Consider the following 13,936-nt stretch of genomic DNA (forward strand, 5'->3'; position numbering starts at 1 on the left):
GACTTGCCAGTGCACTCGGCATACCCGGTTTACAGCCGAGGACATCCTCGACATGTCGATGGTTTAAGCTGGGTCCTCCGAGCGTCGATCCATTGAAGGGAAAAACATTCGCTCGCCTATCGTGATCGACCCAGGAGTGGTCATTCGCGGCTTCTCTCGAGCTGCCCCATCCGGCCATTCGTTCCTGTCGGCTAACCGACGAGTCGAGCCTCGCTCATGTCTAACAAAGCAGCCGACGCTACTAAGAATATGATCAGACACAGGCTGTATACGAGAATCGGACGGTAGAGCCGTCCAGTCGGTTGACCCAAAAGCATTTGGTGGCGAAGTCGGCGGTACGCACGCTGAAATTCTTGATGCCTGCCCCGATCTTATCGTCGGCCTCCGGATGCAGCGCGAGCGCGGCGGTCAGGACGACGCCGTCGGCGGCACTGACCCGGTCGCCCGGGTCGTAGCGGTTGAGCATAGCTTTGAGGTGGGCTCGCGCGGCGGTCTGCGTCTCGAAGTGCAGATCGCCGTAGCTTACGGACTTCTTCACACCCATGTGGTCATACCTTTCATGTTGTTGTCTGATTGGAGGGTTCCACGCCGTCATCGAGGGTTAGCCTTTCCCGAAGCTCCCGCACGATCACCACAGGCAGGTCCATGCCGTCGAGCCGGTCCGAGCGATCGGCCATCCACTTAAGCGCCTGCGTCTGGTCGAGGTCGTCTCTGGCGATCTTCTCGTAGAGCGCGACCGCGGTCATGCGCGACAGGCCCAACTCCATCAGCGAGATCAGCGTACGTGACGACACGCCGAACTCGAGCTGGGTGCCAATGTCCATGTTGTGGTCGATTAGGTCCTCGCGACCGATCTCGAGGTAGTGGAGATGGAGCACGTCTACGTATGCCGACAGGTACTTCGGCGCGCGGAAACGGGCGATCTGCTCGACCAGCGCCATCGTGTCCCGGATTAGGGCCGGTAGCTGGTAGTCCTTACCGACATCCTCATGCCACGCGATGTTGCGGCGGATAATCCTCGCGAGAGACTTGCCCTCCAGCCATTGCAGCACGATGATTGCATAGAGCGCGACCCTCTTGTCCGGGGTGAAAGCCGGAAACAGGCTCGCGTTGATCCTGCGCATGATCGTGATGAAGCGGTCCATGCAGTCGTCGCTGGCAACGTCCACCGGCGCGAGGTTCTCTGGTTCGCCCGGATAGCGTCTAAAGGTCTCCAGCAGGCGCTGCATGCCTATCGGGCTCACGCCCGAGTGCCTCGACGCGAGCGCTGGTTCGATCTCGATGGCGGTGGCGATTGTCTCGAGCACCCCGTCCAGCTTCGCTATGAACGCGGGATCGTGACGCTTGGCGAAGTCAGCCTTCGCGATCGATCCCAGCCGCATGAACGTCGTCAGCAGATACGCTCCCACTTGCTCGAACTCCTCCACGCCGTCGAGCTCGCCGGGACTGCCTTCCAGGCGCGCGGTAAGATAGTTGATGAGGCCATGTCCTGTGTCGAGGACGGCATCGCTCTCGCGGCGGATCGGGTAGCGGGCGCGCAGCGGCACACCGCTCGGCCATGCCGTTACGTTCTCCGGATCGAGACAGACGATGTTGCCCTGGAACTCGTCGCCCCACCGCCCAGCCCTACCGGCCAGGTTCCAGAAGTCGTGGGGCTCCATTGGGTTGCCCTTGCCCTTCCGGGGTCCGCGTACCACGATCGTCCTGCACGATAGGTTCACGCCTTCGACGAGTGTGGATGTGCACACTAGGAAGCGGATCCTGCCGGACCTGAAGAGGCGTTCGATCTCAAGCCGCAGCAGCGAGGGCATGTTGCCGAAATGGAAGGCCACGCCCTGCTCGACCAGCGGAGCCAGACGGAACTGCGGGTGGACCCCCTTCCGCGCGAGGTCAGCCAGCGCGGCGAGCTCCGGATGGACGTCCCCGAGATCCGCCTCGGGCTGCAGCTGGCTGATGAAGTCGGCGATGTCCTCGGCCTCGGCGGCGCCGTTGGCGTAGACGAGGGTTCCGCCCCGCGCACCCGTTGCCGCGGCGGCGACAAACGCCAATCGTTTCGAGAAGGTCGCGGGCGTGCTCGGAAGCTGGAGAACGCCGACCTCGACCTCCGCGTCGCCACGCCTGACGGCGAGTGCGTAGCGCCGCGGCTTCCCCTTCTCCTGCCTGGCGAGGATCAGGTTCTGCAGAACCGTCGGCGCGTCGCTGTCGACGGCGACGGTCTGGACGTCGGGCGGCGCGTCGGCGAGCAGTTCGCCGGGGTTCTGCGTCGCTGGACTTATGAAGATCAGCTTCAGGCGCGGATTGAGCCGCGTGGCGCGCTCCACGGCGTCCTGGAGGATGACGCCCCGCCCGTCGTCGCCGATCTTGTGGGCTTCGTCGACAATCATCAGATCGACCGAGAAGTCGCCGCCGAGGACGTTCGCGAGCAGGTGCATGCGCTCCTGCGTGAGCACCAGGATGAGGCGCGAGCCTCCAGAGCGGGCGGCGTCGAACTTCGTCCTGAGCGGCAGTGACGACACCACGATGCCGGGGCGGCCCTTGAGCATGGTTTCGAGGTTCGACTCGATCTCCGAGACGAGCGCTCGGGTCGGCGCGAGGTAGACGGCGATCGTTGAACCGCCTGTCCCCATCTGATCGACGAGCCACTGCAAGACGAGGAAGGTCTTGCCCGACGCCGTGGGGGCGGAGGCGGAGAGCCATGCCGAAGTCGATGCTCCGGTCCAGAAACGCTGCTGGAACTCGTTTACCTCGATCCATCGTCCGGTGGTCTCTACCAGCACCGACCGGTCCATTTCCCGGCGCTGCGCCTCGATGCGCAACGACAGGCCGAGACGTTCGTCCAACCTCCCGGCGATGAGCCCGCGATCGACCGCCAGGTCAACCGATCGGAAGTTCGAGAGTTTGCCGAGAAGCACGGCGCCTCCGTCCCGGACCTGCGCGTCCTCGACCATGGAGACGGCGGACACGGCGATCCGGAGGGCAGCCTCCTGATCGCCCCGCCGTTCCGACCTTGCGAGGATGCTGCCGGCGAGTATCAACCTCTGCCAGTCGAAGTCTTCGGGACCGGGACCGTCGTCTACGGCGAGGCCGCTGAATTCGGATCGCACCGTCATCCGGGTCAGTGCCGCGATCTCGTCTCCGACCCCTTCCTTGAGCAGCCAGGCCTGCAGGTCGGCCAGGCTCACTTCGCGAGGCCCATCACTTCGAGGAAGATGTCCCGAAAGCCTTGGGACGATGGCAGCGGCACGCAGAAGAACTCGATCTCCAAGGTCTCGAGCTTGTTCTTGACCACCCCTTCACCGACCTTGCCGACCCATTCGACGAGCGCCGTCTTCGCCGCCTTGGCAATCTCGTCGGCAAGCGCGGACGCCCCCTCCGCCGGATAGAACGGCACGCCGAATCCGACTAGCGCGACGCCGCAGTACCGCACTCGGTTGGACATCGGCGAGGAGCGGTCGAAGTACTTCCTGAGTGCACTGGTCAGGCGCTCGTCGGTGAGATCGGCCTTGTCGCTGAGGAGCAGGAGGTCGCGTTCGCGTTCCGACCCTTCGTGGTCGGGTTCGATGAGGTACGGTGCCAGGGAGTCGAGGCACGAAGAGATCGCCGCGGCCGGGGTCGCGTAGACCTTCGACTCCCCCCAGTAGAGCTTGAGCACGCCTTCCGACGTGATTCCGGCGTACACGCCGTCGGCACCGTGGTAGTGCACGCGGCTATCGGTCTTGAGGTCCATCTTGCAGAGGATTTGCGGGAGCTTGAGGAAGCGCTCTGCGAGGAGATACAGGAGCATCTCGCCGCCCTCACCGGTCGTGGCGAGGTCCGTGAACGACCGCTTCGCCCGCTCCACCAGCTCGGCGACCGCCTCGGTGCTGTTGAACCGCGCATCGCGTGCTTTTGCCTCTGCAATCTTGGAGCGCGGCAGGGCGTAGATGGCCGCCGCATTCCGCATAAATTCGGCCAGCCGTCTTAGCTGGACCCGTCCGTTTCCGTCAATCGCCAGACAATGGCAGTGCACCTTCACCGACTGTCCGGTCACGATCACATCCCGCTCGATCAAAGTGAGATGGACGTCGAGCGCCTCCGGATCTCCCGTCAACGCGGCTTCGAGATCGGTCGCAGTGATCGTCGACAGATCGATTCCCCCAGATTTACAACCCTGTTCAAGGATGACCAACTCGTTGTATCTACACGATTAGCATAGCTAATAGGCTAAGCAAGGTGACGAGCTTCCGTCGCGGGTGCAAGCCAAGACGTCGACATAGGCAGTTAGGCTGTTGACGTAGGATGCTGGTGGGCCGAATTAGGTGATCAGCAGGATGCTCTTGTACGGTGAAACGCCCCAGTCATTCCGGCTCTGTCGCATCGATAGTTGCGCGGCCCTCGCTTCCGGCCGGCCGAGCCTGCCTATGACGCCTTCCTTGGTGATACTGCCGCCTCATAATGCACTTCGATGCAGTCGTACGGCGTCCACTCCATTTCTAGCAACGACGGTCAGGCTGACGTAACTCGGCCTGAACGAACGTCGGCTTAGCCGTCTCGCCGGCCAAAAACGGACAGGCCGGTTTCCACCAGATTTGGTCATTGGAGTGCCCCCGTTCTACCCTCAGATGACTTTGTTTCCTTTGAGCGATGTATTTTTATTTTGGCATTCGATGAATTCTCTTTGACTGCCCCGCTGTGGGGATCTGAAGAGGATACTCGATGAAGCTACTGTCATCTTCCTCCGCAATGTCGGAGTCACCGCTCCCAATCGTGCCCATCGAAGTGTTAAAGCGATATCATGTACACGAGCACAACGACGACAGGTTGAAAGCTTGCGCGCGTCTTCTGCAAGCGCTGTGGTTGCGCGATCGAAAAATTCCGACTGGTGTTCATCAGCGCCCTGACGGCCGTACGAGACGGCTCGGATCACGACTAAGTCCAGCGGCGGCTGCAGCTGGCCGAAATTTCTTAACGCCCGAACTCGCAGCGATGGCACAGCATGTTATCGCCTATCGTGAACCGGGGGCGTTTATGCCGTCGACGCGGGTGCTGTCCAATGGCCTATCTAGTACGACGCTATGCTTGCAGGTGATGCTGACGCTCGCAGCGAACTTGGACATCGCGACCCGCGTCTTTCGAAACTTGCTGCCGGATCAGGACGTCGGTCAGGTAGCTGCAATCCGTTTCGAGCACAGTCTGGGACGCCGCGACCCGTCGCTGACCGCGGATAACAGTGCGCACGATTGTGTCGTGTACTTTCGTCGGCCAGCCGGGAGCCAGCATCTTTATGATCGCGGTGTGATCGCAATGGAGTTCAAATACACCGAAGGGCTGTACGACAGCGCACCGTGTGAGATAGGCCGGTACGACGATCTCGCCGAGGCTTCGGGGTTGTTCAAAGACTCCTATCATGTCGCTCTGCGGGTCAACCCTTTGCAGCAGCTGTTTCGCGAACACCTTTTGGCACAGGCGTCCGTAATGCGCGGCGATTGGCCTTCAGCCGTGTTCGTCAATGTGGCGCCAGCAGCAAACGTTCGAGTGCAGCGACAAGCAGAGCTCTATCGCGCGTTTCTGACGCCGAACGTGCCGGGACAAGTTCCGTTCGTGAACGTCACGCTGGACGCCTTTGTCGCTGCAATGGAACGGGCTGGGGCAGGGGAAGCTGCTGCCGCGCTCTTCGAGCGGTACCTCAATTGGCAGCGGATCGATGAATTGGTTCGAGCCGCGGTTCAGGCACGTGTTTCAAAATGGCCTGCACGCAAAGAACGAAAGTCAGCGCCGCTCAAAATTGTGCGGCACGTTCGCTGATGCCGCGGCCAATGTTTATACCCGCAGCGGCGTGGGAGCGGCTGAAGGAGAACGGGAAGCATGCAGCGTTTGGGGGTGATGGCGACGTTGCGCCTGTTGTGAAGCTCTTCACGCCGGATGCTCAAGCGACCTGGTTGCTGACCGAGGTTGATCCTGTCGATGCCGACCGCGCGTTCGGATTGTGCGATTTAGGCTTGGGCTTTCCTGAGCTTGGCTACGTCGATTTGCGCGAACTTGCCGCTTTGCGCGGCTCGTTGGGTTTGCCAGTCGAACTAGATCAGGGCTTCGAGCCCGCCGGACCACTGTCGGCGTACCTGGGTGAAGCTCGCGCGGCTGGGAAGATTGTGCCGCTGCTTGGCCTATCCGCTCGAACGCGGGATTCAGCGGACGACCCGTAAAGTTGTGTGAAAACCACGCGTGGGTGGACGGATGATGGTTGATTGGTGAGAGCGCTACCTACCAGCAAGCCCGTGGGCGCTGTGCGCCAGGTGAAATGGATCAGTCCGCGTGGATAAAGCCCCCATCTTTGTGGTTGGCCAGAGAGTTAGCTTTTGGACGGGGCGGGGTTCGTGTGGATGGGCAACGATCCGAGAGATCCGAGGGGGTAGGGCATTACTTGATCCGGAGCCGGATGCGATCCGAGGCAGTGATTATCGGGTCCTCCGGCAGCCCGCAGAGCGGGCCGATAGATGGGCTCCCCGGGACTATGGCGTTCGCTTCGATCATCTGAACACCACGCCCTGTCCATGGTGGAAGGACCTTTAGAAAGCGGTTTGAGGGACCGCCATTGACGTAACGGTTACCACTGTCGCTCTGTATTCAACTTGCATCGGCGTCACTCAGGCGCTTAGGGTTGATGCGCTCTCGCGACACTCGAGAGCGGGGCGTGGAAACCTCTTTGTGCTGCACCTGGTCGAGCTTCTCGGCCGGGTGGCATGCGCGCATGTCCAGCCGGCTTGCCGGTAAAGGCGCATGCGCGCTGAGCAGTGCCAGTGTTTCCAACATCCGGCTTTGGCCGCCGCCCCGAACGGACATGAGGGGCGGCGCAGATCGGACGCATTCAAATTGTCGGCACGATGGGCGGATCATGCGGAACGCGTTGCGTCCGCTTGCCCTAGCCGGCGGCTGCGCTTGGCATCAGAACAGGGGAACAATGTAATGCGCTTTCTTGTCGATCTTTATCGATGGCTCATTTTGCTGGTGTTGGCGTTTGGCCTCATCGGCGGCGTCTGGCTTGGTACTGCCTTGATGTTCGGGCCGCTTGCCACCGCACCACAGCGCATCACCTATATCGCAATCGCGGTTGGGGTTGCGGTGACTACCATCCTTGGGTTGGGCGTCACTGCGACGTTCATCTCGATTCATGATCGGCTGGCGGATATTGCCGACGCGCTGAACCGTGCCGCTGACCGCGATCGGGGCAGCCTGTGAAGGGCCGGCATGTCCAGGCCGGGCTGCTGTTCGTCGCCATCTGCTTGCTTCTTGGGCTCGGTTTGGCCGCCTACACCATGGGCGGAAGCGATGAGGCTGACGGCAACAGCGTCGAGGCTTTGACCAATCAAGCGACGCCGATCGCGGTGGCAACGCCGGCGGTGGTCGAGGCTACCTCACCGGATTTTCTCATCACCGATAAGCTTCGTGCCAATCCGCCTGCATGGGAGGATTTGGGACAGGGGCCGAACGGCAACGTGTTCTGCGAGGGCGCGAAAGGGCTGCTGCAAAACAGCTCGAAGCGCGTGCTCAACCTGAACGTGGTTGTCGACGAGAGTGACTTCAGCAGCGCATTGGGCTCGGTTCAGCCAGGGCAGACGCTGTCGTTCGAGACAGGGGATGTAGGGACTTGGAATATCACCGACGCCGATAGCGGCGACCCGCTCGTCCAATATCAAGTGAAGCGCTGTCGGAACGGGGAGTTCGTCGAAGACGAAGCTCCAGCCGACGAGGAAGAGCAGCCCGCGCAGGTAGAAGCATCGTCTATGATCGAGGCGACCTGCCGCGTAGCGATTGGCGGACGCCGTATCATGGATGGTGTCTGCTATTTCGTCGGTGAACCTGCCGGAAGCTTCACCGTCTATGATACGACCGATGGAAGCGGGTTCTCAGCGCAGGTCGATGTTCAGGGCGGTGCGGCAACCGGCAGTTGGAACGGTGAACGGGGCGGAGCGGATGCGAGCCGTCCGCTCGGCACGGGCGTCCGGAAGGGCGATTGCTGGACCAATAGTGAAGCAGAGATTTGCCTCCGTCAGGAATGAATTGGGGGATAGGGCTCCGGTAGGTAAATCTACCTGCGCCGGTGCCATTCGCTCGCGCAGCTTCGCCGCGATATGGCCCTGGCAAATTTGGTCAGCGAAACGGGTTGCGGCTGGGGCCACGTCGTTGTCAGTGCCCATATGCAATGCAGTTGCATTTGCTGGCGCTTGGCGGTCGCTCAGGCGTAATTGGCGCCTGAGTATCCGCGCTCCGCTACCCGCATTCACTGCCGTCACAGGAAGACCGCACGCGCATTGATAGCCCGTATCCGAATACGGAAGCGACGGCAGATCGGCCTGTTTCTACCAAGAGAAGATCGAACCTCGCCCGCCGGCTGGAGAGCTAGGGGGCGAGGTTCGGCGCTCCTGGGAGAAGCGTGCCGCCGCCCTGTCGTGCCATAGGACAACCGACAACCGCAGAGCGGCAACCTGCCCAAGTTACACGTCGAACGTATTCAAATCATTACTGAGAAGACGCCGGAGACCATTGTTCGCGGCCAGGGTGGGCCGACAGACTGCAAGGGAGTGCTACCCGTCCGTCGGCCACGGTAGGACAACCGCATTGAGCAGTGTTTCATGCTAACGGCGATTTGCAATCCGCCCGTTTAGACAGGTCCCCAAAAGGGAACTGGCAGCCGGCGTCAGAGCATTCGATCTGCAACGGTGACGATGCACGTACGCACGTACGCACGCGTGCATGGGCGGAGGTAAGTCCTCCGTGACCGTCGATCTGGCCTATCGCGCGCTAACCGTACGATTTTGCGTGTTCACTTTATGTTCTAGACGGCGCTACATGGACCGCCTTGGTGATTCGGGACAGGCGCTATGGGTACGGTACAGCTTTACGACGTTGCATATGAGCTGATCCCCCATTCGATCCCGTGTTTTCTCGTCCGCACACCGGCCGGTTTTCCATCCCCCGCACAGGATGACATGGAAGAGCCGATCGATCTCGGCGCCTATTTGGTCGAGCATCCAGCCGCGTCCTACATCATGCGTGTTGAAGGTGGCTCAATGGCCGGCGCTGGTATCAACGATGGGGATTTAATCGTCGTGAACCGGGCCAAACGCCCGCGGACAGGCGCAATCGTAGTGGCATTGGTCCACGGTGATCGAACGCTCAAACGCCTCAAATACCTTGATGGACGCCATTGGTTGGTGCCTGAATCCCCTGATTTTCCGCATATCCTTGTCGACGAATATGTCGAGATTTGGGGCGTGGTGGTCGGCGTCGCCCGGAAGGTGTCGTGACGTCGCCAATCGCGCTCATCGACTGCAACAACTATTATGTCTCGTGTGAAAGGGCGTTTGATTCCAGCCTTGTGGGCGTGCCTGTGATCGTGCTGTCGAACAACGACGGCTGCGCCATCGCGCGATCGGCTGAAGCCAAAGCTCTTGGCATTAAGATGGGAGACCCGGCCCATCACTTGCGTGACCTGATCCGCCAGCACGGGATCAAGGTTCGGTCGTCAAACTATACGCTGTACGGCGATATGCAGCGGCGGGTGGTGGCCGCATGCCTAGCGTTCGTACGTGATTTCGAAATTTACTCGATTGATGAGATATTTCTCGACTTCGCCGGGTTCGAGGAGCGCGATCTGGTGGCGCACGCGCATGCGTTGCGGCAACGGGTGTGGCGATGGACGACGATCCCGACCTGCGTTGGGATTGCGCCGACCAAAACGCTGGCAAAGCTCGCAAATGCCGCTGCTAAGCGACGACCGGAATTTGGCGGTGTCGCAGACCTGCGCGATGCGGGCGTCCGTGAAGTGGTCCTGTCGACCTTCCCCACGGACGACATATGGGGTGTTGGCGGTGCCACCGCGCGGAAGCTCGCAGATCTAGGGATCACGACGGCCGCGGCGCTGCGCGACATGCCGCTCAAGCAGGCGCGCGGCGTTGGTACAGTTGTGCTCGAGCGACTGGTCGCTGAACTACAAGGTATCCCGGCGGATGCTGTTGAGACGGTCGAGCCGACCCGCAAGGGTATGGCAGTCACTCGTTCATTTGGAACGCCGCTCCATGACTTTGACGGGATGATGGGCGCGCTGTCGCAATATGCTATGCGCGCGGGCGAGAAGCTGCGTCAGCACGGGCTTGTCGCAGGCCGCTTCACCGTCTTTTTCCATACCAATCGGCACAAGCCCGACCGGCCGCAATATGCCGGGTCGAGGTCAACCTCACTGCATCCCATGACCAGTGACAGTCTTGAACTCATTGCCGCCGCGAGGCGCTGTGCCGAACGGGCGTGGCGCGACGGCTATGCCTATACCAAGGCGGGTGTATTGCTGGACGACCTACTACCTGCCGAGCAGCGTCCCCGTACCCTGTTCGAAGGCGACACCGCGCCCCGCAGTAGGCTCATGGCAGCGATTGACGAGGTCAATGGTCGATTTGGGAAGTTCACCGCCGTTACCGCGTCCCAGGGCTTTCGTCGGCAGTGGCGGTTGCGGTCTGATATGCGGTCACCAGCATGGACGACGCGGCTCGAGGAGGTGCCGACTGTTCGTGCCTAGCGTAAGACGTTCCACAGGTTGGAAAGCAGCGTAGCTGCCATCAAGCAGCTGACCAGGGTCACCTCGACGTAGAACCGTAGCTGCCGTTGTGGCTTCATTGCCTCGTGCCGTCTCGCAGAGCGTCGACACGGGCAGCCATATCCTTGAACCGAGCGATCCCGGCTTCGTCACCAGCTAAGGCTAGAGCGCCGATCCGTTCCGCGATCCAGGCAGGGGTAGCAGCTCCGTAGAGGCGAAGCGCCAAAAGCGCTTCGCTCCATCGTTCCTCGTCAGCCGTCATGACGGGCCCAGGGTGATCTGCGCGTGTCGGCTTGGGCCGGTGAGGTTTCTTCGGTGCGAACCGCAGCCTGTTCGAGCGTGAGCTCCTCAAGCGGAACGTGCTGCCGGGTTGCGTACAGGTTTCGCAGAATGAGCGCCAAATCGGCTTCTGTCAGGCCCGACGCTCGGTCGATGAGAGCATCAGCCGGCAGCGCTTCGCAGAACGCTGCGAGGCGGTTGCACGCCGCGCCAAGCGTGGGATCGGTCGAATCGTCGAAAGCAGCCATCTGCACCTATCTATCGTCTGATTGGCTCGCAGGCGATGCCATCACCATCGCCGTCCATATGCGTCCCATAGCCTGGTTGGCCCCGGCGTAGCGGTGCAGCCCCTGCTCGCCGGGCCTCGCCACAATTGCGGTAGCTCCAGTTGCCCATTGCCTTTGTGGCAGGCGGTTGGCGAAGGGACGGCCGCCCCGACGTACGGCCGACCGGCCTCACAGGCGTGGCAGCGGCGCCGGGGCAGTCTGTCGCGATGAAGGCGAACTGATCCCAGTCGGCACGGTAGATGGCGTGGCCGCTTGCGAGCTGCGAGCATGACAGGTCAACGCCGTTGACCCGGACGCGGGCGAGCGTGCGGTCGTATAGGTCACGCCCGATACGTTCGATAGTTGCATCACCTTTGGCGCGTTCCGCCAACGCGTTTCGGGAAGCGACCGGATCGCCCGGCGCACAATTTCTCCCCTCTTGGCAGTGACCAGGCATCTCAGGGGCGTCAATGCCGAGCAGGCGGATACGCTCTGCACCGCAGCGGAGCGTGTCGCCATCAATGGCGATGAGGGCACAGGTGAGGGCGACGATAGACATGACCGATGGGTGTCACGTGACAATGGACATTTGTTTAAGGCGAAGGCTCCCGCGCTACTATGCCAAACGCACAATTGAAGAGCGGGGGCGGGGAGGCGTATGGTTTAGCGCCCCGTTGGGCTGTGGAGGGATGTCATGCTGAAAACCATAGTGTTCGCGTTCTCGCTCGCTTCGATCGCGGCCGTTCCTGCGTCTGCCGCGCCGTGTAAAGACGCGAAGGGACGCTTCGTGAAATGCCCGGCCGCGGCGCCAGCGAAGCCGGTGAAGTGCAAGGATGCCAGGGGCAAGTTCGCCAAATGTGGTACGCCCGGCGCAAAACCGATCAAGTAACGAACTGAAACCATCCTTAACGGCTGGGGAGGGGAGCCGACGGCCCACCTCTCCCAGTCAAATTTATCCCTTGCCGATGATGGTCTTACCGTGGGAACAATGCGCAACTTCCCACGGGGGCGGGAGGTAACGGGGGGATGAGACCTAATGCATATGCTGCGAGCTTCCGCGATGGCGGTCGCGCTTCTAAATGCTGCTCCGGCGTTCGCGGACGAATTTTTTGCTGTGACGCCGTCAGGCGCCACGGAAACGATGTTTGCTGAACCCGTGTCGGATGTTGTCGGGAAGATTTCGTCGAAGTGCATCGATGCGCACTGGAGCGTCGTATCTTCCACAGCATCTGAGGTTATCTGCGAAGCGCCGATGAATTTTGGGCAGTCGCTGATGGGTACGCTCTTGATGGGGAACAGCTACTCGACCCCTCCGCGGCGCTTTTTCAAGTATAATGTGGCGACCGTCGCTGGCGTTTCGCGCGTGCAAGCATCCGGCTGGATGGAACTGCAAATGGCGTTCGGACAGGTCAGGCGGACAGAGTTTTCCGGGCCTGCGTTCCATAATGGCGCCATGAATTTTATGACTGCCGCAGGTGGAAAGGCGCCAAAGGGAACGACGTTTCCAAACCATGCCTTTCTCGGTGCTGGTCTTGAACCGGTAACAGGCGGCAAGACATTCACCATGCGCGTCACGTCTGTTGAGCCTGGATCTGCAGCGAGCCGGGGCGGCATCCAGCTTGGGGACGAGATCACGTCGGTGGCGGGTAAGCGTTTTAAAGAAAGTGACGATCTGCTAGATGCGCTCGTTAAGGCGGCGAAGGCGCCAAGCTACCCTGTCGAGGTAAGTCGCGCTGGAACGCTCACTAAGCTGAACATTCCGCGCGCATATCGACCGGAAATTACCGAACAAGTCGCTGCGGCTCCGGCGGTCTCTTCGTCGGCGGCAGTAGCGGTAGCAGGGGCGTCAACAATGTCAGTGGCTGATGAGTTGGCCAAGCTTGGTAAGTTAAAGGCCGACGGCCTGATCACGCAGAGCGAGTTTGATCAGCAAAAGGCGAAGCTACTCGCAAGATAGTTACCGGCGTCGGGGGTTGGGTACGGTCACCCGACTCATCACGCTAAATGCCGTGTAGGAAAAACTGGCCCTCGAACCTTCATGTGTGACGCGTCATAGGGCTGCTGCAACGCGATCACATCGTCATAGCTGCCGTGCAACCAGGTATCGATATCCTGCGGCCGTAAGATCGTGATCATAGCCTTGGGATGGACCGGTTTCACCAGTTCGTTCGCGTCGCATGTGACCATTGCGAAACCTTTGCCTTCGGCAGTCTCCTGCCAGAACCCGGCTACAGCGAATATCGGCTGATCGATCACCCGAAACCACATCTCGCCCTTCAGCGCCGGCTTACCGTCGCCAAGGTCGTGTTTGTCCGGCGTCCATTCGCAAAATTCGGTTAGAGGGACGAGGCAGCGATTTGTCGGGTCCTCCGCAAGCTTGCGCCACTGCGGTAACTTTAGGTTGCGCACATTTGTCATGGGCCAAGTCGCACGCCCGCCCAGCACGTCCCACGACATGATATCCCAGCCGCGTTCGCCATCCTGTTCGCGGATCACGTAGCAGCGACCTTTAGGGCGCAGTTCCTGCGGATCAAATCGGTTGTCGCGGGGACGCTCGGGGAACAGCTTTCCTGCCGATCCGAACAAGTCTGCAGGTTCGCCTGCGAAGCGGGCTCGATTACACATTTGTCTTAGATAGGCTCGACCGTCCGAAGCGACGAGACATGCTGAGCGGCAGAATTGCGAGAGGCGTGAACGCCGTTCGGTGCGTTCGAGCCGTGAGGCTGAGGCGTAGGAGTGCCGCCGGTTACCCGGACGGCACTCCATGCCTGGGCTGCAATAAGAAGCGTAAGCGAGCCGACTTCGCGCAGGCTCGTTTGCCCGA

The 13,936-nt window shown here is 61.0% G+C and carries 15 protein-coding genes; 8 read left to right on the plus strand and 7 right to left on the minus strand.

Going from position 1 to position 13,936, the window contains the following annotated elements; all coding sequences use genetic code 11:
* Positions 1 to 253: 253 nt before the first annotated feature.
* From ASE58_RS06165 to ASE58_RS06175, 3 genes are read right to left on the minus strand one after another with little or no spacing between them, the layout of a single operon-like run.
* Positions 254 to 544, minus strand: coding sequence for a DCL family protein (locus tag ASE58_RS06165; RefSeq protein WP_055818832.1), 291 nt, complete (start codon positions 542 to 544; stop codon positions 254 to 256).
* Between the two features lie 13 nt (positions 545 to 557).
* Positions 558 to 3,182, minus strand: a complete 2,625-nt coding sequence (locus tag ASE58_RS06170; protein WP_055818835.1) for a DEAD/DEAH box helicase — start codon at positions 3,180 to 3,182, stop codon at positions 558 to 560.
* Entirely contained in the window at positions 3,179 to 4,168 is a 990-nt protein-coding gene (locus ASE58_RS06175) for a HamA C-terminal domain-containing protein (protein ID WP_200909301.1), read from the minus strand. Before ASE58_RS06175 ends, ASE58_RS06170 begins: the two co-directional genes overlap by 4 nt.
* A gap of 554 nt (positions 4,169 to 4,722) precedes the next feature.
* Here ASE58_RS06175 and ASE58_RS06180 point away from each other — a divergent pair.
* The 6 genes from ASE58_RS06180 (at position 4,723) to ASE58_RS06205 (ending at position 10,549) form a co-directional block, all read left to right on the plus strand.
* On the plus strand, positions 4,723 to 5,784 hold the full coding sequence (locus ASE58_RS06180) for a PGN_0703 family putative restriction endonuclease (protein ID WP_327196332.1): 1,062 nt from the start codon (positions 4,723 to 4,725) through the stop codon (positions 5,782 to 5,784).
* Between the two features lie 11 nt (positions 5,785 to 5,795).
* Entirely contained in the window at positions 5,796 to 6,182 is a 387-nt protein-coding gene (locus tag ASE58_RS06185) for a DUF2958 domain-containing protein (protein WP_055818842.1), read from the plus strand.
* A gap of 760 nt (positions 6,183 to 6,942) precedes the next feature.
* Positions 6,943 to 7,215, plus strand: a complete 273-nt coding sequence (locus tag ASE58_RS06190; RefSeq protein ID WP_055818843.1) for a hypothetical protein — start codon at positions 6,943 to 6,945, stop codon at positions 7,213 to 7,215.
* Complete coding sequence (locus ASE58_RS06195; protein WP_055818846.1) at positions 7,212 to 8,036, plus strand: hypothetical protein; 825 nt, start codon at positions 7,212 to 7,214, stop codon at positions 8,034 to 8,036. Before ASE58_RS06190 ends, ASE58_RS06195 begins: the two co-directional genes overlap by 4 nt.
* An 822-nt stretch (positions 8,037 to 8,858) precedes the next feature.
* Entirely contained in the window at positions 8,859 to 9,284 is a 426-nt protein-coding gene (locus ASE58_RS06200; protein ID WP_055818849.1) for a LexA family protein, read from the plus strand.
* Complete coding sequence (locus ASE58_RS06205) at positions 9,281 to 10,549, plus strand: Y-family DNA polymerase (RefSeq protein WP_055818852.1); 1,269 nt, start codon at positions 9,281 to 9,283, stop codon at positions 10,547 to 10,549. Before ASE58_RS06200 ends, ASE58_RS06205 begins: the two co-directional genes overlap by 4 nt.
* 94 nt (positions 10,550 to 10,643) lie before the next feature.
* On the opposite strand, the gene ASE58_RS18555 is transcribed toward ASE58_RS06205, so the two are convergent.
* From ASE58_RS18555 to ASE58_RS18490, 3 genes are read right to left on the minus strand one after another with little or no spacing between them, the layout of a single operon-like run.
* Positions 10,644 to 10,829, minus strand: coding sequence for a DUF6961 family protein (locus ASE58_RS18555; RefSeq protein ID WP_055818854.1), 186 nt, complete (start codon positions 10,827 to 10,829; stop codon positions 10,644 to 10,646).
* Positions 10,819 to 11,094 carry a hypothetical protein gene (locus ASE58_RS06215; RefSeq protein ID WP_055818857.1) on the minus strand — a complete coding sequence of 92 codons (276 nt, stop codon included), beginning with the start codon at positions 11,092 to 11,094 and terminating at the stop codon, positions 10,819 to 10,821. Before ASE58_RS06215 ends, ASE58_RS18555 begins: the two co-directional genes overlap by 11 nt.
* Before the next feature lie 10 nt (positions 11,095 to 11,104).
* Positions 11,105 to 11,671, minus strand: coding sequence for a thermonuclease family protein (locus tag ASE58_RS18490; RefSeq protein WP_327196326.1), 567 nt, complete (start codon positions 11,669 to 11,671; stop codon positions 11,105 to 11,107).
* Between the two features lie 135 nt (positions 11,672 to 11,806).
* On the opposite strand from ASE58_RS18490, the gene ASE58_RS17480 reads away from it, so the two are divergent.
* Both ASE58_RS17480 and ASE58_RS06220 read left to right on the plus strand, forming a co-directional pair.
* Positions 11,807 to 12,001: a hypothetical protein gene (locus tag ASE58_RS17480; RefSeq protein WP_082467701.1), complete on the plus strand. Its 195-nt coding sequence runs from the start codon at positions 11,807 to 11,809 to the stop codon at positions 11,999 to 12,001.
* Positions 12,002 to 12,172: 171 nt separating this feature from the next.
* Positions 12,173 to 13,069 (plus strand): SHOCT domain-containing protein, encoded by an 897-nt coding sequence (locus tag ASE58_RS06220; protein WP_235513510.1) that lies wholly within the window; start codon positions 12,173 to 12,175, stop codon positions 13,067 to 13,069.
* 38 nt (positions 13,070 to 13,107) lie between these two features.
* Here the strand turns inward: ASE58_RS06220 and ASE58_RS06225 are convergent, their stop codons facing one another.
* Entirely contained in the window at positions 13,108 to 13,737 is a 630-nt protein-coding gene (locus tag ASE58_RS06225; protein ID WP_055818860.1) for an SOS response-associated peptidase family protein, read from the minus strand.
* Positions 13,738 to 13,936 lie beyond the last annotated feature (199 nt).

The organism is Sphingomonas sp. Leaf9, assembly GCF_001421355.1.
In the GTDB taxonomy this organism is placed as follows: domain Bacteria; phylum Pseudomonadota; class Alphaproteobacteria; order Sphingomonadales; family Sphingomonadaceae; genus Sphingomonas.